At 45.2% G+C, this 19,776-nt stretch carries 16 protein-coding genes and 1 pseudogene; 14 read left to right on the top strand and 3 right to left on the bottom strand.

Annotated features, from left to right (window positions below):
• Nucleotides 1–189: 189 nt before the first annotated feature.
• The 4 genes from QZL64_RS02790 to QZL64_RS02805 are packed head-to-tail and all read left to right on the top strand — an operon-like array spanning nt 190 to nt 4,017.
• Nucleotides 190–582, top strand: coding sequence for a deoxyribose-phosphate aldolase (locus QZL64_RS02790; protein WP_014128550.1), 393 nt, complete (start codon nt 190–192; stop codon nt 580–582).
• Nucleotides 575–736 (top strand): SHOCT domain-containing protein, encoded by a 162-nt coding sequence (locus tag QZL64_RS02795; RefSeq protein WP_193352757.1) that lies wholly within the window; start codon nt 575–577, stop codon nt 734–736. Before QZL64_RS02790 ends, QZL64_RS02795 begins: the two co-directional genes overlap by 8 nt.
• 48 nt (nt 737–784) lie before the next feature.
• Nucleotides 785–2,464, top strand: coding sequence for a recombinase family protein (locus QZL64_RS02800; protein WP_014128549.1), 1,680 nt, complete (start codon nt 785–787; stop codon nt 2,462–2,464).
• A complete protein-coding gene (locus tag QZL64_RS02805) occupies nt 2,449–4,017 on the top strand; it encodes a recombinase family protein (RefSeq protein ID WP_014128548.1) in 1,569 nt (522 codons plus the stop codon). Before QZL64_RS02800 ends, QZL64_RS02805 begins: the two co-directional genes overlap by 16 nt.
• Before the next feature lie 202 nt (nt 4,018–4,219).
• On the opposite strand, the gene QZL64_RS02810 is transcribed toward QZL64_RS02805, so the two are convergent.
• From QZL64_RS02810 to QZL64_RS02820, 3 genes are all read right to left on the bottom strand, one after another.
• The gene (locus tag QZL64_RS02810; RefSeq protein WP_006555379.1) at nt 4,220–5,074 is read right to left on the bottom strand and encodes an extended-spectrum class A beta-lactamase ACI-1; all 855 of its coding nucleotides are present in this window, start codon (nt 5,072–5,074) and stop codon (nt 4,220–4,222) included.
• Nucleotides 5,075–5,349: 275 nt separating this feature from the next.
• Entirely contained in the window at nt 5,350–6,204 is an 855-nt protein-coding gene (locus QZL64_RS02815; protein WP_009014516.1) for an IS3 family transposase, read from the bottom strand.
• Between the two features lie 2 nt (nt 6,205–6,206).
• Entirely contained in the window at nt 6,207–6,557 is a 351-nt protein-coding gene (locus QZL64_RS02820; RefSeq protein WP_006555381.1) for a hypothetical protein, read from the bottom strand.
• A 160-nt stretch (nt 6,558–6,717) separates the two neighbouring features.
• Between QZL64_RS02820 and QZL64_RS02825 the strand changes: the two genes are divergently transcribed.
• The 10 genes and pseudogenes from QZL64_RS02825 (at nt 6,718) to QZL64_RS02870 (ending at nt 19,726) form a co-directional block, all read left to right on the top strand.
• The gene (locus tag QZL64_RS02825; RefSeq protein ID WP_021840513.1) at nt 6,718–7,308 is read left to right on the top strand and encodes a transposase; all 591 of its coding nucleotides are present in this window, start codon (nt 6,718–6,720) and stop codon (nt 7,306–7,308) included.
• A 4-nt stretch (nt 7,309–7,312) separates the two neighbouring features.
• The gene (locus tag QZL64_RS02830; RefSeq protein ID WP_296309228.1) at nt 7,313–8,104 is read left to right on the top strand and encodes an IS701 family transposase; all 792 of its coding nucleotides are present in this window, start codon (nt 7,313–7,315) and stop codon (nt 8,102–8,104) included.
• A gap of 64 nt (nt 8,105–8,168) precedes the next feature.
• Nucleotides 8,169–9,383, top strand: coding sequence for an RNA-splicing ligase RtcB (locus QZL64_RS02835; RefSeq protein WP_008858595.1), 1,215 nt, complete (start codon nt 8,169–8,171; stop codon nt 9,381–9,383).
• 25 nt (nt 9,384–9,408) lie between these two features.
• Nucleotides 9,409–10,341, top strand: coding sequence for a DUF4268 domain-containing protein (locus QZL64_RS02840; RefSeq protein WP_008858596.1), 933 nt, complete (start codon nt 9,409–9,411; stop codon nt 10,339–10,341).
• Between the two features lie 77 nt (nt 10,342–10,418).
• A pseudogene (locus QZL64_RS02845) lies at nt 10,419–12,332 on the top strand (N-6 DNA methylase); the annotation flags it as partial.
• 4 nt (nt 12,333–12,336) lie between these two features.
• Nucleotides 12,337–12,999 carry a restriction endonuclease subunit S gene (locus QZL64_RS02850; RefSeq protein ID WP_021840516.1) on the top strand — a complete coding sequence of 221 codons (663 nt, stop codon included), beginning with the start codon at nt 12,337–12,339 and terminating at the stop codon, nt 12,997–12,999.
• Complete coding sequence (locus QZL64_RS02855) at nt 12,957–16,187, top strand: type I restriction endonuclease subunit R, EcoR124 family (protein WP_021840517.1); 3,231 nt, start codon at nt 12,957–12,959, stop codon at nt 16,185–16,187. Before QZL64_RS02850 ends, QZL64_RS02855 begins: the two co-directional genes overlap by 43 nt.
• Nucleotides 16,188–16,282: 95 nt before the next feature.
• A complete protein-coding gene (locus tag QZL64_RS02860) occupies nt 16,283–17,212 on the top strand; it encodes a site-specific integrase (protein WP_021840518.1) in 930 nt (309 codons plus the stop codon).
• Nucleotides 17,213–17,434: 222 nt separating this feature from the next.
• A complete protein-coding gene (locus QZL64_RS02865) occupies nt 17,435–18,583 on the top strand; it encodes an LLM class flavin-dependent oxidoreductase (RefSeq protein WP_021840519.1) in 1,149 nt (382 codons plus the stop codon).
• A gap of 294 nt (nt 18,584–18,877) precedes the next feature.
• Nucleotides 18,878–19,726 carry a class I SAM-dependent methyltransferase gene (locus QZL64_RS02870; RefSeq protein ID WP_226974645.1) on the top strand — a complete coding sequence of 283 codons (849 nt, stop codon included), beginning with the start codon at nt 18,878–18,880 and terminating at the stop codon, nt 19,724–19,726.
• Nucleotides 19,727–19,776 lie beyond the last annotated feature (50 nt).

Here is a 19,776-nt window from a genome sequence, read left to right on the forward strand (position 1 = left end):
TTTCTTTAATTATAACACACTGAAACGACAGCTACTATAGGTACAGCACAGCCGTACTTATTATTTAGTACGAGTAATGAAAAATCGGATGCTCACATGGGCATCCGTATTTTTTTGCCATCAAAGTACTTAACGATAGCTGTTCTGTCCTATTACTCCTAAAAGCTAAATTTTCAGGAGGTGTCCTCGATGACGGACGAACAGAAACAACAGATCATTGCCCTGCGCCGGGATGGGGCGGGGTATGGCAGGATTGCGGCGCGGCTCCAGATTTCCATCAACACGGTGAAGTCGTTCTGCCGACGGCACAGTCTTGCTGCCAGTACAGCGGGGGCAGTCTGTGAGCAGTGTGGAAAGCCGATTGAACAGAATCCGGGACGGAAGCGGAAAAGGTTCTGCTGCGATGTCTGCCGGAATAAGTGGTGGAATGCACATCTGGAGCTGGTGAAGCGGAAAGCAGTCTACACCTATACCTGTCCGGCTTGCGGGAAGAAATTCACTGTCTACGGCAACAGCCATCGGAAGTTCTGCTCCCATGCCTGCTATATTGCATACCGGTTCGGAGGTGTCCGCCATGGATAAGAGGTCGTTTCAAAATGAAACAGCCTTCCAGGTGGTGATGCATCTGGCAAGGCGGATGCTGGCCGAAAAGCTCATCACCGGGAAGGAGTACCGGGACTTCGTGCAGGAGATGATCCGCCGCTATCCGCCGTTTTCCGGGGACTTATACACTTGATAATTGTATCAAACAGAGTGATATATAGTGTCGAAAGGAGCTGATTCTATGCGGACTATCCGTAAGATTGAACGACGCATACCAAATTTGAAGCAGCGAAAGAAAGTCGCAGCCTATGCCCGCGTATCCATGGAATCGGAGCGGATGCACCATTCCCTTTCGGCGCAGGTCAGTTATTACAGCAGCCTCATCCAGAAGAACCCGGACTGGGAATACGCCGGGGTCTATGCCGACTATGGCATCTCTGGGACGGGGATGAAGAAGAGGCAGGAATTCCTGCGGATGCTGGAAGATGCCGAAGCCGGGAAGATAGACATCATCCTGACCAAGTCCATCCAGCGCTTCGCACGCAACACCGTAGACCTTCTGCGTACCGTCCGGCATTTGAAAGAGCTAGGCGTCGAAGTCTGGTTTGAAAAAGAGAATATCCATACCATGAGCGGGGACGGCGAGCTGATGATGACCATCCTGGCCTCCTTCGCCCAGGAAGAGAGCCGTTCCATCAGCGAAAATGTCAGATGGAGAGTGAAGAAACGATTTGAGCAGGGGAATCCTAACGGGCGGTTCCGTGTTTACGGGTATCGTTGGGAAGGGGATACCCTGGTGATAGTCCCCAAGGAAGCGGCTGTTGTCAGACGCATCTTCCAGAATTTCCTGGATGGCAAGTCACGTCTTGAAACCGAACGGGAATTTGCTGCCGAAGGCATCACGACCCGGAATGGCCGCCGCTGGATGGATTCCAACATCAGGGTTGTCCTGACCAATGTTACCTATACCGGCAATATGCTTTTCCAGAAGGAATATGTGACGGATCCAATCCTCAAGAAGCGGAAGAAGAACCGGGGAGAACTTCCTAGGTATTATGTTGAAAATACGCATGAGCCTATCATCGACAAGGAAACCTTTGATTACGTGCAGCAGGAGATGGCGCGGCGAAAGGAACTGGGGGCGCTGGCCAATAAGTCCTTGAATACGACCTGCTTCACGGGGAAAATCAAATGCGGCATCTGCGGTCGGAGTTATATGCACAATCGCCGCACAGACCGGGGCTTTGAAGAATTCTGGGATTGTGGCTCCCATAAGCTGAAAGGCCGGAATTGCGGCGCAAAAGGAAGTATCCCGCATGCAGTCCTTGTAAAGGAGAGTACAGAAGTCCTAGGCCTGGATGATTTCGATGAGCAGGCCTTCCTTGACCAGGTCGAAAAGATAGTAGTGCCAGAATACCACGTGATGGTTTTCTGTATGAAAAACGGACAGAAGCTTATCCGGCACTGGGTATCAACGGCGAAAAAGGATTGCTGGACCGATGAGTATAAGGATCGCCAGAGGGCATGGATGAAAAACTACATGGCCAATGGCAAGGGAACACGGTTCTCCGCCTTTACGACACGTGTCCGGTGCGCCTTGTGCGGATCCTCTTTCCGGAGGTGCAAAACGAAGCATGACAGGCCTGTTTATTGGCGATGCAGCAAAGGCGGCAAATGTGAATCGGTCAGCATCCGGGAAGATGACCTGAAGCGTGTGGCCGCAGAGGCCATGGGGTTAGAGGACTTTGATGAGGATAGATTCCGGGGAAAAGTGGAATCTATCGAAGCCGGAAAGCCAGACTGCTTGACTGTCCATTTCAAGAGTGGGAGAACAGAAGAGATTTCTTATACGCCTACGCCATCCAAGCGGCGTCCCAAGGCACGGAGAAAGGAGAGCGGAGAAAAGTGGCAAAGACAGTAAGGGCCATCCCGGCCACCATCAGCCGTTATACGGCGGCTCCGATTAACAGCCGGAAGAAGCGGAGAGTAGCGGGCTATGCCAGGGTTTCCACGGACCATGATGACCAGATCAGCAGCTATGAAGCACAGGTCGATTATTATACGAACTATATCAGGGAACGGGATGACTGGGAATTTGTCGGCATCTACACCGATGAAGGCATCTCGGCTACCAACACGCGTCACCGCGATGGCTTCAAGCGGATGGTCAGGGATGCCATGGATGGGAAAATCGACCTCATCGTCACAAAATCAGTCAGCCGCTTCGCCAGAAATACCGTAGACAGCCTGACAACGGTACGCAAGCTCAAGGACAAGGGCATCGAGATATATTTCGAGAAGGAAAATATCTGGACGCTCGATGCCAAGGGCGAACTCCTCATCACCATCATGAGTTCCCTGGCGCAGGAAGAAAGCAGGAGCATCTCGGAAAACGTCACCTGGGGCCATCGGAAGCGATTCGCTGACGGGAAGGTGTGTGTGCCGTTCGGCCATTTCCTTGGCTATGACCGGGGACCGGACGGGAATCTGGTCGTCAACCGGGAACAGGCCAAGACGGTGAAACTGATTTACCGCTTGTTCCTGGACGGGTATACCTTCCACTCCATTGCCAGGGAGCTGACTTCCAGAGGGCTGGAAACTCCGGCAAGAAAGAAACGCTGGTATCCGGGGACGGTAGAGAGCATCCTGACAAATGAGAAATACAAGGGCGATGCCCTGCTGCAGAAGCGGTTCACCGTCAACTTCCTGACCAAAGAAACGAAAGCGAATGAAGGGGAAGTGCCGCAGTACTATGTGGAAAATAACCACGAAGCCATCATCAGCCCGCAGGTCTTCGACTGGGTACAGGAAGAAATCAAGCGGCGGCGTGAAGGCAGGGGACGTTACAGCGGCGTATCCATCTTCTCCAGCAAAATCAAGTGCGGCCAGTGCGGAGGCTGGTACGGGGCCAAGGTCTGGCATTCGACCGACAAGTACCGCAGAACCATCTACCGATGCAACGATAAGTTCAAGAGCCATTGCAAGACACCACATCTGACAGAGGATGATATCAAGGAAGCCTTCGTCCGGGCCGTCAATCAGCTCATCGAAAACAAAGCGGACGTACTTGACAGCATCACACTGCTGAAGGAACGGCTCACTGACACAGAAGACTTGGAAGAGGAGCGGGACAGGATAAGCACAGATTTGAACCTGCTGGCCGACAAGATACAGCAGCTCATAGCCGAGAACGCCAGGGTCGCGCAGAACCAGGATGATTATGACCGGAACTACAACGAACTGGTCAGTCGGTATGAAGCAGCGAAGACGCAGTACGACAAGACCTGTGAAGCCATCCAGTATCGCAAGGCCCGGAGCCGTCAGATGGACAGCTTCATCAAGGAGCTTAGGAATCAGGATCTCATTAAGGAGTTCGATGCCCGGCTGTGGGGCAGCCTGGTGGATTTCATCACAGTGTACAGCAAAGACGATATCCGGGTGACCTTCAAGGACGGGACGGAAATCAGAGCATAAGCAGGAAAAAAGGATTACGGCAGAGAATCCAAGAGGAAACGCAGGATTCTCTGCCGTATTTTTGATGAAGAAAATCGGAATTATGATATAATAGTAAGGGTTTCAGGTGTGCGAAGTTTGAGTGAGATATAAATGTTTGGCGAAATATTTTTGCGTGATGGCCCTCTCTGCCCATCGGCAATACCGATGCTATCAAGCCCCTTTAAAATACTAAATTATCAAAAATTCGTTTTGCCGCCTCCGCAATCATAGCGTCGTCAGATTTTGCATTTTTTTCCGTGCGGCGCGACATTATCGCCATGACAATGGGTTTGCGATTGGGCGGATAAATCACGGCAATATCATTCCGCGCCCCATAATCGCCTGAACCGCTCTTGTCGATAACTTTCCAACCTTGCGGAGTTTCTGCCTTGATAAGCGTGTCGGTTATGGAATTGTCGCTCATCCAATCAATCAGCAGTTTTTTCTTGTCGTCGCTCAAAATATCGCCGAATATATAGACTTGCAAATTTTTTACCATCTGTCTCGGCGTGCTAGTATCACGATTATCTTTTGGATTGAAAAGATTAAGTTCAGGTTCATTTCGCGCAGGTTTGGTAGTTTTGTCGCCAATATTTTTAAGTGCCACCTTGAAATTTTCCACGCCGCCGATCTCCTGCAAAATTAAATTTGCCGCCGTGTTGTCACTCCACCTGAGCGATGCCGAACAAATTTCCGCCAGCGTCATGCCATCAGCAACATGGTCTTTGGTGATTGGCGCGTAGGACAAAATATCTTCCGCCGAAAACTTACGAATTTCATTCAAATCGGAGGTATTTTTTTGTCTTAGCAATTCTGCAGCCGTAAAAACTTTGTGTGTCGAGCAGTAGGAAAAACGCGTATCAGGTTTGTAGCAAATTTTTTTTCCATTCTCCATGTCAACGGCGTAAACACCAATCACGGCGTTATATTTATTTTCCAGATCAGCAAGATTTAATTTCTGCCGCGCTTGACAATCCTGAAGGCAGAAAACCATCAAGCCACAGATTATCAAAAACAAAAAACAAAATTTCTTCATAATAACCTCCTACTATCTGTTGAACGACCCGCCAAATTCAACGGGTCGTATTGGCTCAATAGAGCGTGATCATCAGCAATTAGCACTCTTATTGCCATTACTAATACATCACTTCATACAATCAAAGATGCAGTCACTTGCACTTGTCAACAAAAATTGGACACAAAACTAAAAAAATCAGGCATAAAAAACGAATCGATGTACAAGATTCATCAACTTTTCTGACATCCTTCAAGCTTGTTAGACAAACCATGCCATCGATAATGCAGACGAGATCAGCAGATGGGCGTGTGACGTTCCCGATACTGCTTCGGCGTCAGGTAGCCTAAGGAATAGGCGGGCCTCTGTTCATTGAAGAAAAGAATGTAGTCATCCACCTCCTCCTTGACCGGTTTCTCGCCGGTCACATGCAAGTCCATGAACAGCTCCGCCTTGATCCATCCATTGATGGACTCCATAGCGGCATTGTCTGTGGGGGTCCCGGCACGTGACATGGATCGGGTGATGCCGTACATGGGCAATAGCTCGTTGTAGGCTTTGGAGGCGTAGACCGATCCCTGGTCAGAATGGAGAACCATTTGGTGCTCCGGATGCCGTTTTTGCCACTCAATCAGATTTTCCAGTCCGCTGATGTAAGTCATGCGATCACCGCGTTTTGCAGAGAGGGAATGACTGACAATCTCATTGTTCCATAGATCCATATAAAGAGTCAGTTCATGGTAGATGCCTTTCACATAAAAAGCGGTCATATCACTCACGATGCACTGCATTGGCCCATCGATCTGCATTTCAGACATGAGCAGGTTGGGAAATATCCGCGCTGGATCGCCAGCCTTCTTGTACCTGTAGTGCTTGGATTTGCTCTTGATTCCCGCAATCCTACAGCATTTGTGGGCATAGGGATCGGACAGGACAATCTCTTTGTCCAACCGTATCTTGGCGTTCAGCCAGCGATAGCCGTGCGATGGATACTTCCAATGGTACTCCTGGAACAGCAGGACGTTGCTCAAAAGGCGCTTTTCTTTGCCCGACGGCTGAGAAAGATGTTTTTTCCAAGCGTAGAAACTGCTCCTCTGGATGCCCATTGTCTTGCAAAGAAGCTTCACCGGAATTTCTCCGGATAGTTCCATGATTACTTGATAATCTTGTTGCCGTACAGAATTACAGTACCATCCCCCTTCACCTCGTAGCCTTTTTTTAGCCGTGCCTCGGTTATCTTGGCCTTGATTAGTTCCTGGATAAGTTCTTCCTTTGTCATCGCCTTCAGTTCATCCAGCTCTGCCGGAGCTTTCTTGAACGAGGGCGCACAGATGCTTCTTCGTCCCTGCTTGGGCGGCAACTGGTTGGCATCCCGGTACATTCTCATGTAATTCCGTGCCGTCTGCTCATTGATAACGTATTCCTCTGCAGCTTCATACCGGCTGATTTCGCCGTCGTAAATGCGGCGGCCAATGTCCAATCTCTGTTCTTTTGTGTACTTCACGGCAAACCTCCTGTCCTGTGAGGGAGAATTTCTGTCCGATAATTAATTTCGTACTATCCGTACAGTATACACCGTATGTCCAAAAATTACCCCCTCCGTGTCCAATTTTAGTTTACCACTTCAAGATTCACCACAAACCAAACACGAGAGGTGCTACGTGATGTCTCAATTATACACCAGTCAGCCGACAGTTAACAGACTCCTGACGACTTTTTCTTCCTTGTTCCCATCTGCGACGAGACGGACGCGCCATCTGCTGGCGTGGTTACTCATTGCTCAACTGGCTCTGGAGTCGGCGCCGTCGGTGCGCTGCCTGTTCCGGCAGTTCCTATCGAAGCAGACGGACGCATCGCTCAACAGCTATTACCGCGCCCTTGGCAACGGCCTCGTCACGGATGCATCCATTCGCCAGGCCTTGGCGCTGCAGGCGCTTGCCATAGTGCCAGAGGCACTGCGGCAGGAGCCTATCCTGCTCAGCGTGGACGACACGTCCATTGCCAAGTGGGGCAAGCACTTCGACGGTGTAGGCATCCTGTACGACCACGCCAAACACGATGGCAAGTCCTATTTCAATGGGCATGCCTTCGTCAGCCTGACGATGAGCGTGCCGGTCCTCCATGAGACCGCAGGCAAGCAGCAGATCCGTTATATCGCGGTGCCGATTGGCTACGTCATGAGCAACGGCGAAGCCTCGANNNNTGAGCAACGGCGAAGCCTCGAAGCTGACACTTGCCTGCCAGCTTCTCGATGAAGTCATGCCAATCCTTGAAAAACGCCAGGTCATCCTGCTCTTCGATAGCTGGTACGCCAAGCGCGAGTTGCTCGCACATGCTCTCAGCTATCCGAATCTCAATGTGACCTGCAATGCACGCCACGATACGGCCATGTTCGAGTTGCCGGATTCGACGGCAGGCCGTCGCGGCCGTCCACCAAAGTACGGTAAACGCTTGATGCTGGACGAGATTGCCAATGATCTCACGAATTACCTTTGCCGGATGGACAACTATTTTGTTGCTCACCGTCTGGTGAAAACGCGCATCTTTGGCGACCATACCGTCCATGCCTATGTGACGCTGAGCAAGAGTGGCTCGTACCGTCTCTTTTTCAGCACCATAGATCCGATGGCGCTGCACATGAGCATTGCTTGGCAGGAGAACAAAGGGCTCCGCAACACCAGCTCCAAGCATATGGCGATTTACCCGCTCAAGCTCTACAAGCTCCGCTGGGGCATTGAGACGAACTACTACGAGCAGAAGATGTTCTGGGAGCTCGGCAGCTACAAAGTTCGCACAAAGACTGCGATTGAGCATCTGCTGAACCTAACGAATTCCGGGCACGCTCTCATGAAGATCCTGCCGTATGAGGACGAGCGGCTGAACACCTACCGGGACAAGAGCCCGCAAGAGCTGCGGCACGCGCTAAGCCAGCAGATCCACAAGGAAGTATTTTTCGCCACTTTGGTGTCCAAAGCCCAAAGTAGCATAAATTCAAGCACATTGCTCAAGGCTTTGCAAGCATTGGCTTGGGGCGATGAGCAAGCGGCTTAAAAGCTGTAAACTGTTGTATAATAGTAGAAAAATATGGAACTCAGGGACGGCAGGTGAAGCGACAATGGAACGGATTGAAGGAACAGTTACAACGGCAATATCGTATGCCAAGAGTATCGATGAGAAAGCGAGGGAACAAATCCGCCGCATGTGCAGCTATGAGCTGACGAAGGGGAGCCGGGTGCGGATTATGCCGGACGTCCATGCCGGGAAAGGCTGTACGATTGGTACGACGATGACAATCACAGACAAGGCAGTACCGAACATCGTCGGCGTGGACATCGGCTGTGGCATGTATACGATTGCTCTTGACAAGCAGCCGATTGATTTTGCCAGACTCGATGAAGCGGCTCACATCGTACCTTCCGGGATGAATGTCTGGCCTGAGAAACAGGCTGACTTCAATTTGCAGCGGCTCTATTGTTATGACAAGCTGAAAAAACTGTCTTGGATTGCCTGCAGTATCGGTACCCTGGGAGGCGGGAATCATTTCATCGAGGTCGATAAAACCCATGATGGTCGACATTATCTCGTCATCCATACAGGAAGCCGGAACCTGGGAAAACAGGTGGCGGAGATTTATCAGCGCATGGCCGTTGAGCTGAATGCCCATGATGAAACACTGGAAGAACGGCTCCAGCATATCATAGCAGAATACAAGGCAGCAGGACGGCAAAAAGAAATCCAGAAGGCCATCCAGCAGGCGAAGTCAGAACAACGCAGAGAAAAGCTGCCGGAAGATCTTTGCTTTGTCTCCGGAAAATACCTGAGGCAGTATCTGCATGATGTGGCTCTTTGCCAGCAGTTTGCTAGACTGAACCGGGAGCAGATTGCCAAAAAACTGCTGGAAAGAGCCGGCCTTCAGCCCGGCGAAGCGTTTCATACCATTCACAACTACATCGATGTCGATGAGATGATTCTCAGAAAAGGAGCCATCGCCGCACATAAGGGTGAAAAGGTTCTCATTCCCATCAACATGCGTGACGGAAGCATCCTGGCACTCGGCAAAGGCAATGCCGAGTGGAATTACTCTGCCCCGCACGGCGCAGGCCGCATCATGTCCCGTACCCAGGCAATCAAAGAGCTTTCCCTCAAGGAATACCAGCAGGAGATGGCAGGCGTATATACAACATCGGTAAACGAAGGTACCATTGACGAGGCTCCTATGGCCTACAAATCCCTTGACGATATCTTGGATGTCATCGGTGACACCGTGGACGTTATCGACGTGATGAAACCAGTCTATAATTTCAAGGCGGCAGAGGAGAAGCATTTCTAAAGCATCGGGAAGTGAAGTGACATATATGGAAAAACTAGGGTGCATGAAACGGATTGATGACTTGCGGTCTATCTGGCCGCATGAGGAACAGGATTTTTCAAAATGGCTTGCCCAAAAAGAAAATCTGGAACAGCTGAGTGATGCCATTGAAATTGACCTAGAGCTTGAGGAAACGGAATCTCCAGTAGGAAGTTTCAGTGTAGACATCTACGCCCGCGAAAGCGGGAGTTCCCGTGGGATTATCATCGAGAATCAGCTGGAAGATACCGACCATGATCATTTGGGAAAAATCATTACGTATGCGGCAGGGAAAGACGCTGAAATTATAGTCTGGATTGTCAAAAGGGCTCGTGATGAGCATAAACAGGCTATCGGATGGCTGAATCAGCATACGGATGAAAATATTGGTTTTTTCCTGATTGAAATTGAACTCTGGCGCATTGGGGATTCGCTGCCAGCACCACGGTTTAATGTTGTAGAACGTCCCAACGAATGGGCAAAAACGGTGAAAGCTGCAGAAACCCTGACGCCGCTGCGGAAATTCCAATTGAACTTCTGGCAGCAGTTCTGTGACTATGCCTTCGATAAAGACAGTAAGTTCAGCAAGAGCTTCTCATGCAGAAAGGCTTTCGCGACCAATTGGTACAACCTGAGTACCGGCGTATCGTCTGTGGTGGTAGAATTTACAATCAACACATCCCGCCATCGGGCGACAGCGGGCTTGTATGTTGCCAAGGGGAAGGATTGGTATAGGCAGCTGAAAGATAATCAAGATACGATAGAAAAGGAATTAGGCGCTTCCATTGAGTGGTCAGAAGGTGAAAAAGATGGACGTATGCTTTTGACCAAGGAGCTTGATGCGGCGTTTGATAGAAAAGAATATAAAAACTACTTTGACTGGTTCATGGAAAAAGCACTTCTGCTCAAGAAGATAGCCAATCAGTACAACACCGATTGAAGTGAACACGGGGGTGTTCAAAATCCCTGCTATCGTTCGATTGTATCAAATACAGACACCTTTGAGACCCAACCAGTGGTTCGGGGAGCTTGCTTATAAATATCGGCCAGACTACCGCTAAATACATGGAAAACGAAAATAGTATTCGTTACTATGCGCAAGAATTGAAGTCCAATACCTATAACTTGACCCGTATGAATCTGGTTATGCGTGGGATTTTGCCGGATAATATTTTGACGCGCAACGGGGATACGTTGGAAGAAGATTGGCCGTATTTTGATGAAGCGGATCCGGTCGGTACGTATGAGCCGCTCTATGTGGATGCGGTTGTTTCCAATCCACCGTATTCACAACGTTGGGAACCGGCCGGTAAAGAAAGTGATCCGCGTTATTCTCGCTATGGTCTAGCCCCTAAATCTAAAGCAGACTATGCGTTTTTATTACATGATTTATACCACTTGAAACCTGGCGGCATTATGACTATTGTTTTGCCACATGGGGTATTGTTCCGCGGTGGTGAAAAAGGTCAGATTCGTAAAAACCTCATTGAGCAGAATAATATTGATGCGATTATCGGCTTGCCGGCAAATATTTTCTTCGGCACGGGCATTCCGACCATCATTATGGTGCTTCGTCAAAAACGTGAAAACGACGATGTGCTCATCATTGATGCGTCTAAAGGTTTTGCCAAAGAAGGTAAAAATAACAAACTTCGAGCATCAGATATTCGCCGTATTGTAGACACGGTGAAAGGCCGTTTGACTCAGGATAAATATTCTCGTGTCGTTACTCGCGAAGAAATCCGCAACAATGACTATAACTTGAACATTCCGCGCTATGTGGATTCTTCTGAAAAAGCCGAATCTTATGATATTTATGCGACTATGTTTGGTGGCATTCCGGTAGCTGAATTAGCTGATTTTGACGCTTATTGGAATGTATTCCCATCGTTAAAAGAAGAGCTTTTTACTACTGGTGATGAGTATGTGTCTGTAAGTACTGAGGATATTAAAAAGACTATCCTGGATAATAAAGATGTGCAGAATTTCTTGGCACAATTCCGCAACCGTTTTGCCGATTTAGGCGAAAGCTTAGACCGTGAACTGATTGACGATGCTATGAGTCTTTCTATTCCTAGAAAAGAAGAATCCTTGGCAACTGAACTTTTCAAACGCTTTACCGGGATTCCACTCTTAGATCCATATCAGGCCTATGAGATTTTTGAAGAACAATATGGAGCCATCGCCGGTGATTTGGAATTGATTCAGGCGGAAGGCATGGAGGCTGTTCGTACCGTTGACCCTAACATGGTAATTAAGAAAAAGAACGGCAAAGATGCGGAAGTGCAGGATGGCTGGAAAGGTCATATCCTTGACTTTGATTTGGTGCAGCGCGTTTGCCTTGCCGAACAATTGGATTCTTTGACGCAGAAGAGTAATGAACTTTCTGAAATTCCGGGTTCCTATGAGGAATTGCTCGAGTCTTTGAGTGAAGATGATAAGGAAACCATTTCCGAGGCTCTTAATGATGCTAATGATGCCTTTGTGGTAAAAAATATTAAGAGCGTAATAGCTGAACTTAAGAAGGACGAAGCTGACAATAAGGAACTAATTAAGACCCTTAAAAGCGCGCAAAGTCTTAACGATAAAGAGAAGAAATTAAAAAATCAGATTAAAACGGAAGAAACCGATTTGCATCTTTTGACTAAAGAGACTATTGAATCTCTTTCTGATGCGGCGGTACGCGAACTTCTCCATGAAAAATGGGCAAAACCGATTGTAGATGGCACATTAGCTCTTGCTGATGCCATGCTCAATGACTTTACGAATCGTATTGAAACTTTGTCTAAAAAATATGCTGAAACAATGAGCGATATTGAGGAAGAAATCAGAAAGACTGAAAAAGAATTGTCTGCTATGCTTTCTGAACTTACCGGCTCAGAAGCTGATATGGCCGGCATCCGTGAATTGCAGAAGTTGATAGGGGGTTAATGAGATGGAAAAAAGAAAAACCCCGAGGATTAGGTTCAAAGGCTTCAGTGATGATTGGGAACAGCGTAAGTTGGGGGAAATGGCTGATTATAAAAAAGGTCCGTTTGGTAGTGCGTTAAAAAAAGAGATTTTTGTTCCGGAAGGAATTGATACTGTTAAAGTTTATGAACAACAAAATGCTATTAATAAAGACTGGCGATTTGCAAGATATTTTATAACAAGAGAATATGCTCAGAAGTTATCAAATTTTGAGACACATGCGGGCGATATTATTGTTTCATGTGCGGGTACAATTGGCGAGATATATGAATTACCGCATAAATCAAAGCCAGGCATTATAAATCAGGCACTCATGCGGATTAGAGTGAATGAAGGATTTATTACAAAAGATTTATATAAAATTATATTTAGCAATAAGATTGATGAGTTTTCTGCAAAAATGAGTAATGGATCTGCAATGAAAAATATTCCATCTTTTGCTGACTTGAAAGGAATGATAGCAGATATTCCATCTATGAAAGAACAGTATTGTATGGGAAACTTTTTTTCTAACTTTGATACCCTCATTACCTTTCATCAACGACAGCAAAATTCATGGAAATTAATAGAAAAAGGAGTAAAGTTATGGATGATTTTAACAAAGAATCAGATTTTGAAGCGGCTTTAATAACTGCATTGCAGCGTTATGGTTGGGAAAAGGACGTTCTCAAGAATCCGACGGAACAAGATTTGCTTCAAAACTGGGCAAATATCCTTTTTGAAAATAACAGAGATATTGATCGTCTGGGAGATTATCCTCTGATTCAAGAAGAAATGGAAGATTTGTTGGAACAAATCCGTCGTCTTCGCACTCCTTTGAAGTTAGATGGTTTTATTAATGGGAAAACTGTGTCCATAACGCGGAAAAATCCTGACGATACATTGCATTACGGTAAGGAAGTAAGTTTGAAGATTTATGACCGCATGGAAATTGCGGCCGGGCAAAGTCGTTATCAGATTGTGCAGCAACCTCGTTTTGTCCGTCGTGAAAAGGTGTTGCAGGATAGACGCGGCGATTTGATGCTCCTCATCAACGGTATGCCGGTGTTTCACATTGAGCTCAAGAAATCCAGTGTGCCTGTAATTGAAGCGGCTAATCAGATTGAAAAATACGCACATGAAGGGCTTTTTTCAGGAATCTTTTCATTGGTGCAAATCTTTGTAGCTATGAATCCTAAGGAGGCCTTGTACTTTGCCAATCCGGGGCCTGATGGCAAGTTCAATCCGGATTTTTACTTCCACTGGGCTGACCTAAATAATGACCCGGTGAATGATTGGAAGGTTGTGGCGGAACGCCTATTATCCATTCCAATGGCACATCAATTGGTTGGTTTTTACACGGTTGCCGACGATTCTGACGGTGTTTTAAAAGTAATGCGCAGTTATCAGTATTATGCGTCCAACAAGATTTCTGACCGCGTGTCCAAAAATGATTGGCACGAAGGAAATCAGCGTGGGGGCTATATTTGGCATACCACGGGTTCCGGTAAGACCATGACGTCCTTTAAATCGGCGCAGCTTATTGCCAATTCAAAGGATGCGGATAAGGTTATATTCCTTATGGATAGAATCGAGCTTGGCACGCAGTCGCTCAAGGAATATCGGGCGTTTGCGGATAATGTGGATGATGTGCAGGAAACGGAAGATACGATTACCTTGATCAGTAAGTTGAAAAGCATAGATCCGAAGGACACCTTGATTGTGTCGTCGATTCAAAAGATGAGTAATATTAAGGAAGATGCAGCCAGCAAAATGCGGTCCAAAGATCTTGAGTTAATGAAGTCTAAGCGGCTCGTGTTTATTATTGACGAATGTCATCGTTCGACGTTTGGTGAGATGTTGGCCACGATTAAGGCTACCTTCCCGAATGCACTTTTCTTTGGTTTTACGGGAACGCCGGTTTTTAATGAAAACGAACAAGCCATGACTACCACAGCGGATATTTTTGGTGATGAACTTCATCGTTACAGCATTGCTGACGGCATTCGCGACAAGAACGTGCTTGGTTTTGACCCGACCATGGTAATGGTGTATAAGGATAAAGATTTGCGTGAAAAAGTTGCTTTACAGGAATCGGGGGCTTATTCGATTGAAGAGGCGTTAGAAGATCCGACGATGAGCAAAACATATTATCGCTTTATGTCGTCGGCGCAGGTTCCTATGGCGGGTAAACGTGAAGAGGACGGTTCTTACGTACGAGGGATTGAAGATTATGTAGAGCAAGAAGCTTGGCAAACGGATGAGTACCAGTGGGCCGTAGTCGACGATATTGCTGAAAACTGGCGTACACTTTCGCGTAATCATCAATTCCACGGGATTTTTGCCACCAGTAGCATTCCGGAAGCCGTTCGTTATTATCTTAAGTTTAGAAAACGCTATCCGCAGTTAAAGGTAACCGGCCTTTTTGACCCAACTATTGATAATAAAGGTGGCTATGCTTTAGAAAAGGAAGACGGTCTCAAGGCTATGCTTGAGGATTATAATGCTATTTTCGAGCAAAACTTTGACATCGGCGGTTATGCCAAGTTTAAAAAAGATGTGTCGGCTCGATTGGCGCACAAAACGCCATATAAATGGGTAAAGCCTGAAAAACAATTGGACCTTTTGATTGTTGTGAATCAGATGCTTACCGGCTTTGACTCAAAGTGGATCAATGTTTTATATTTGGACAAAATGCTGGTATATCAGAATTTAATTCAGGCTTTTTCGAGAACTAACCGACTTTTCAATATTAATGAAAAGCCGTTTGGTTCGATTCGGTATTATCGCATGCCGCATACGATGAAACGCAATATTGAAGAAGCTGTACAGCTTTATTCCGGCGACCGTCCGCAAGGCTTATTTGCCGACCATTTACCGGATAATGTGCGTCATATGAATGCCACGTTTGCTGAAATGAAGACTATTTTTAAAAGCGCCGGCGTGCCGGATATGGATACATTGCCGGAAGATACACCGTCTAAAGCTAAGTTTGCTAAATTGTTCCGTGAGTTCTCCACTTATCTTCAGGCCGCTAGGATTCAAGGGTTTACGTGGAATAAAAGGGAATATTCTTCTTTAATTGATGTGGAAGATACGAGCGAAGAAGAAATGATTCAGCTGTTGCCGACGGAAGATGACTATCTGATTTTGAATCAGCGTTATAAAGAATTGAGAACAGGAGGAGCGGGCCCAGGGGGAAATCCTCCTGATGATGGTGGTGAAATTACATTCCCGATTGACCCATATCTTACTGAACAGAACACGGGTGTTATTGACAACGACTACATGAATTCTCGTTTTGAAAAATGGCGCAAACAATTATTAGACCCTGATGCCGATCCGGCTACGGTTGAGGAAACGTTGACTGACCTTCATAAATCCTTTGCCTTTTTAACACAGGAAGAGCAAAAATATGCGAATATTTTTCTCCATGATGTGCAGACCGGTGATGTAAAAATTGTCGATGGTAAGACATTTAGGGACTATATTTTCGAATATATAGAACGAGCTAAAAACCAGCAAAACAAAAAGATTTCCACCTATCTTGGTGTTGATGAAGTCCTTTTGACAAATTTGATGGACGCTCATGTAACGAAGGATAACTTGAATGAATATGGTCGTTTTGACGCCTTAAAAGCAACGGTAGTCAGAGAAAAAGCGCAAGAATATTTTACAAAAGTGGATAAGAAGAAGTTACCACCATTCCGCGTGAATAATCGGGTAGATGAGTTGCTCACAAAATTTGTTTTGGAAGGCGGTTTTGACATTCAGGATCCGGACGAAGAGGAACAGAAGAACGAAGCAAGTAAGAACTATCACAACACATGTAAGTAAATCTGTAGTGATAATGCGGACGAAACTAAAAAGACAATTAAAGATGAGCCAAGCGAGTGCCTCCAATCCTTCATCGGCGTAGGAAGGAGGCACTTATGTCGATTGTAAATAAAGCTACGGATTATTTAACGGACTATTATCGTAACTGGGTTTCGGTGTATAAGGAAGGCGCTATTCGCAATGTGACACTTTCGAAGTATCATATGAGCCTTGCTTGGCTGGAACGACTGGCTCCGGGATTGAGACTTTGTGATGTAACGCGGGTTTCGTATCAGCAAATCATTAATGAGTATGCTAAGGAGCATGAGCGGCAGACGACGATGGACTTCCATCATCAGTTGAAAGGAGCCATTCTTGATGCGGTTGATGAAGGCCTGATTCCGCGCGATCCGACCCGTAAGGTTATTATTAAAGGGAAGGCACAAGCCCCGAAGAAAACAAAATACTTGAATCAGTTTGAGCTTCATACATTGCTGAAAAGCCTGAATTTAGGTGATGAAGTGAATTGGGATTGGTTCATTCTGTTGGTAGCTAAGACAGGCATGCGTTTTTCAGAAGCATTGGCCATTACGCCGGCAGATTTTGACTTCGCTCATCAGACGCTTTCTGTGAGTAAAACATGGGATTACAAAAATGGCGGTGGGTTTTCACCGACAAAGAATAAGTCGTCAGTCCGTAAAATTCAAATAGACTGGCAGGTTATTATGCAATTTGCTTTTCTTGTTAAAGATTTGCCGCAGGATAAACCGATTTTCATTAAAAAGGAAAAGATATATAACTCGACTGTGAATGATATGCTGGAGCGGTGCTGCAGGAAACTTGATATCCCTGTAATTTCGGTTCATGGCCTGCGTCATACGCATGCATCGATTTTACTATTTGCCGGAGTTTCTATTGCCAGTGTGGCCAGGCGACTTGGCCATGCCAGTATGACTACGACACAGAAGACATATCTTCATATTATCCAAGAGCTGGAAAACCAGGATGTAGATCTTATTATGAGGTCGTTGTCTAATCTTATGTAACGGATAAATGAGTCCGCGCCGATGGAGGATTATTGAGTTATAATAATTAACTTCATAGAAATATTTAAATATATTGTTGGCATCGAATAAGATAAATCATATAATAACTCTAGGATATATACTCATATCACGAAATGTAGATTTAATAGAAGCTACGGTGTAATTAGCTCAATACGATAAAGCAGTTATGCCAGGAACATAATAGTGTATAAGGAGATATATATGAAGGAAGACAATAAGCAAGATGTTAAGACAGTGCAAACAGGCTTAAAGGTATCCATGTTAAATTTGGTACCCCTAAGAGCTGGTCAGACTTATCTTGACGCCTATAAAGACATGATTGACTTGGCTCAAGCCGTAGAAAGCTACGGCTATGAACGCTACTGGATTGCCGAGCATCATAATATGAAATCCTTGGGAAGTAGTGCGACTCAACTTCTGATTCAACATACCTTGGCTAATACTAAAACGATTCGTGTCGGTTCCGGTGGGGTAATGTTGCCGAACCAGAGCCCGTACTTGGTGGCAGAGCAATATGGCACGATAGAAACGCTCTATCCGAATCGTTTAGATTTGGGCTTGGGGCGAGCTCCCGGTACGGACCAGGTAACAGCACGGGCTCTTCGACGCACTAATAATCTCTATACCGATTTTGCCGAAGAATTGCGTGAGTTAAAAGGCTATTTCGATGATACTAATAATGTTCATGCCTATCCGGCTGCCGGTCTTCAGGTACCGTTTTATATTCTAGGTTCCAGCACTGACAGTGCGTACTTGGCGTCCGAATTAGGTTTGCCATATTCCTTTGCCTCTCATTTTGCACCGGCCATGATGGAAGAAGCGGTAGAGATTTATCGGGAACGTTTTAAACCGTCTAAAGTGTTGTCAAAACCATATGTTATCTTGGGTATGAATGTCGTCTTGGCTGATACTGATGAAGAAGCTAAACATTTAGCAACGACTCAGACACAACGTTTTATTGATATTGTTACCGGTAATAATCAAGGTTTGCAGCCGCCGGTGGAAACAGAAGCTGAACTTTGGGATAATTATGTGGCAGCTAAACGAGCACCGCATTTTGGCCCTATTCCTTTTAAAGCAGAGGACATCGCGTTCCGTGAGCAGGCCGTAGTTAGACAGATGACGTCCGTTTCGTTGATTGGCAGTCCGGCTTCCGCGGCTAAACAGTTGCAGGATTTACAAAAACGGGTAACGTTTGAAGAGATTATGGCTCAGAGCTTAATTTACGACCAAAGCGTACAAGCCTATTCGTATAAATTATTGGCTGATGTGGTGAAAACGTGTAGGGACATTTTAGATAGGAAATTAAATCCTACGTTAATAGAGTTTAGTTTATTAAGTCCATATTAATTTTAACTAGAAAATGCAATGAATTTTGATATTAGTCAGAATTTATTGCATTTTTTTATTCTCGCTAGCTTGATGATTCAAGAAATAAAGCTTAGTTATGATAATAATTCATATTTTATTGACCATTTCAAGATTTTTTAAGTATAATTTCTTCATAGAATATTTATGAAATTTGAAAAGTTTAATCTATAAAAACTGAATGAATATATATGATTATTTTTTATAGATTGCAATATATTAACGCTAAATATAAGATGATTTTATTATTTAAACTATATGAGAAGAGTTGATAAATTGAGAAAATTAAGAAATATCAATTTAAATGAATTGTGGGAAAAAGAACAGGAATGGCTTGATTATAATCTTTTAGACCGTAAATATAACGATTGTGTGGAGTTAAAGTTTTGGAAAGATTTAGCACCGAGATATTCAGAAAAATTTAATCTATATCGAGATGTACCGGGTTTAGGTGAATGGCTTCATCAAAAAATTGGTAATAATAAAAGGTTGCTTGAAGTCGGGTGTGGAGTTGGAAATTTTACCATACCTTTTTCTAAATACAGTAAGGAAATATTAGCTGTGGATTTTTCGCCGGCCATGCTAAATGAATTACTAAAAAATATTGAATATGAAAATATAGAAAATATACGAATGCATCATAGTAAATGGGAAGAATTTGAAGAACCTTATGATGCAGATTTTGTTGTGTCGGTTAACTCTTTATATCGAGTTCGTTATATGGAGACGGCATTGAAGAAAATTTCAGAATACGGCAAGCAAGGTTTTTTTATAATTCGTACAGTATATAAACCCTATTTGCATGAAATTTTTGATGAATTACGTATAGAGTATAAAATAAATAGTGATTATATGTTTATGCCCATGATGCTTTGGAATATGGGCATATCAGCAAATGTTCAGTATACGCGATATGGACGGCCTATTTCTTTTCAGGCATGGAATGATATAGAAGGTCAGATGATAGACGATATTGGTGAAGATAAATATTTACAGTATAAAGACGAGCTTAGTGACAGATTTCTTCAAAAAGCAGTAAAAGGTGAAAATGGATTTACTTATATATCGGAGCAGATTATAGAAATCATATATTCATTCAAAGATGGTAGTCATTTTTCATTGTAAGAAGTGGGAAATGATTATAACCTTAATTTTTATTTTTTGCCATGGAAACA

This window comes from Veillonella sp. CAG:933, assembly GCF_000431435.1.
Lineage (GTDB): Bacteria > Bacillota > Negativicutes > Veillonellales > Veillonellaceae > Veillonella_A.

Excerpts from the sequence above, each read along its gene's own strand:
- QZL64_RS02790 (WP_014128550.1), top strand. The coding sequence starts at position 190 with ATGACGGACGAACAGAAACAACAGATCATTGCCCTGCGCCGGGATGGG.
- QZL64_RS02795 (WP_193352757.1), top strand. The coding sequence starts at position 575 with ATGGATAAGAGGTCGTTTCAAAATGAAACAGCCTTCCAGGTGGTGATG.
- QZL64_RS02800 (WP_014128549.1), top strand. The coding sequence starts at position 785 with ATGCGGACTATCCGTAAGATTGAACGACGCATACCAAATTTGAAGCAG.
- QZL64_RS02810 (WP_006555379.1), bottom strand. The coding sequence starts at position 5,074 with ATGAAGAAATTTTGTTTTTTGTTTTTGATAATCTGTGGCTTGATGGTT.
- QZL64_RS02815 (WP_009014516.1), bottom strand. The coding sequence starts at position 6,204 with ATGGAACTATCCGGAGAAATTCCGGTGAAGCTTCTTTGCAAGACAATG.
- QZL64_RS02830 (WP_296309228.1), top strand. The coding sequence starts at position 7,313 with ATGCCAATCCTTGAAAAACGCCAGGTCATCCTGCTCTTCGATAGCTGG.
- QZL64_RS02835 (WP_008858595.1), top strand. The coding sequence starts at position 8,169 with ATGGAACGGATTGAAGGAACAGTTACAACGGCAATATCGTATGCCAAG.
- QZL64_RS02840 (WP_008858596.1), top strand. The coding sequence starts at position 9,409 with ATGGAAAAACTAGGGTGCATGAAACGGATTGATGACTTGCGGTCTATC.
- QZL64_RS02850 (WP_021840516.1), top strand. The coding sequence starts at position 12,337 with ATGGAAAAAAGAAAAACCCCGAGGATTAGGTTCAAAGGCTTCAGTGAT.
- QZL64_RS02855 (WP_021840517.1), top strand. The coding sequence starts at position 12,957 with ATGGATGATTTTAACAAAGAATCAGATTTTGAAGCGGCTTTAATAACT.
- QZL64_RS02860 (WP_021840518.1), top strand. The coding sequence starts at position 16,283 with ATGTCGATTGTAAATAAAGCTACGGATTATTTAACGGACTATTATCGT.
- QZL64_RS02865 (WP_021840519.1), top strand. The coding sequence starts at position 17,435 with ATGAAGGAAGACAATAAGCAAGATGTTAAGACAGTGCAAACAGGCTTA.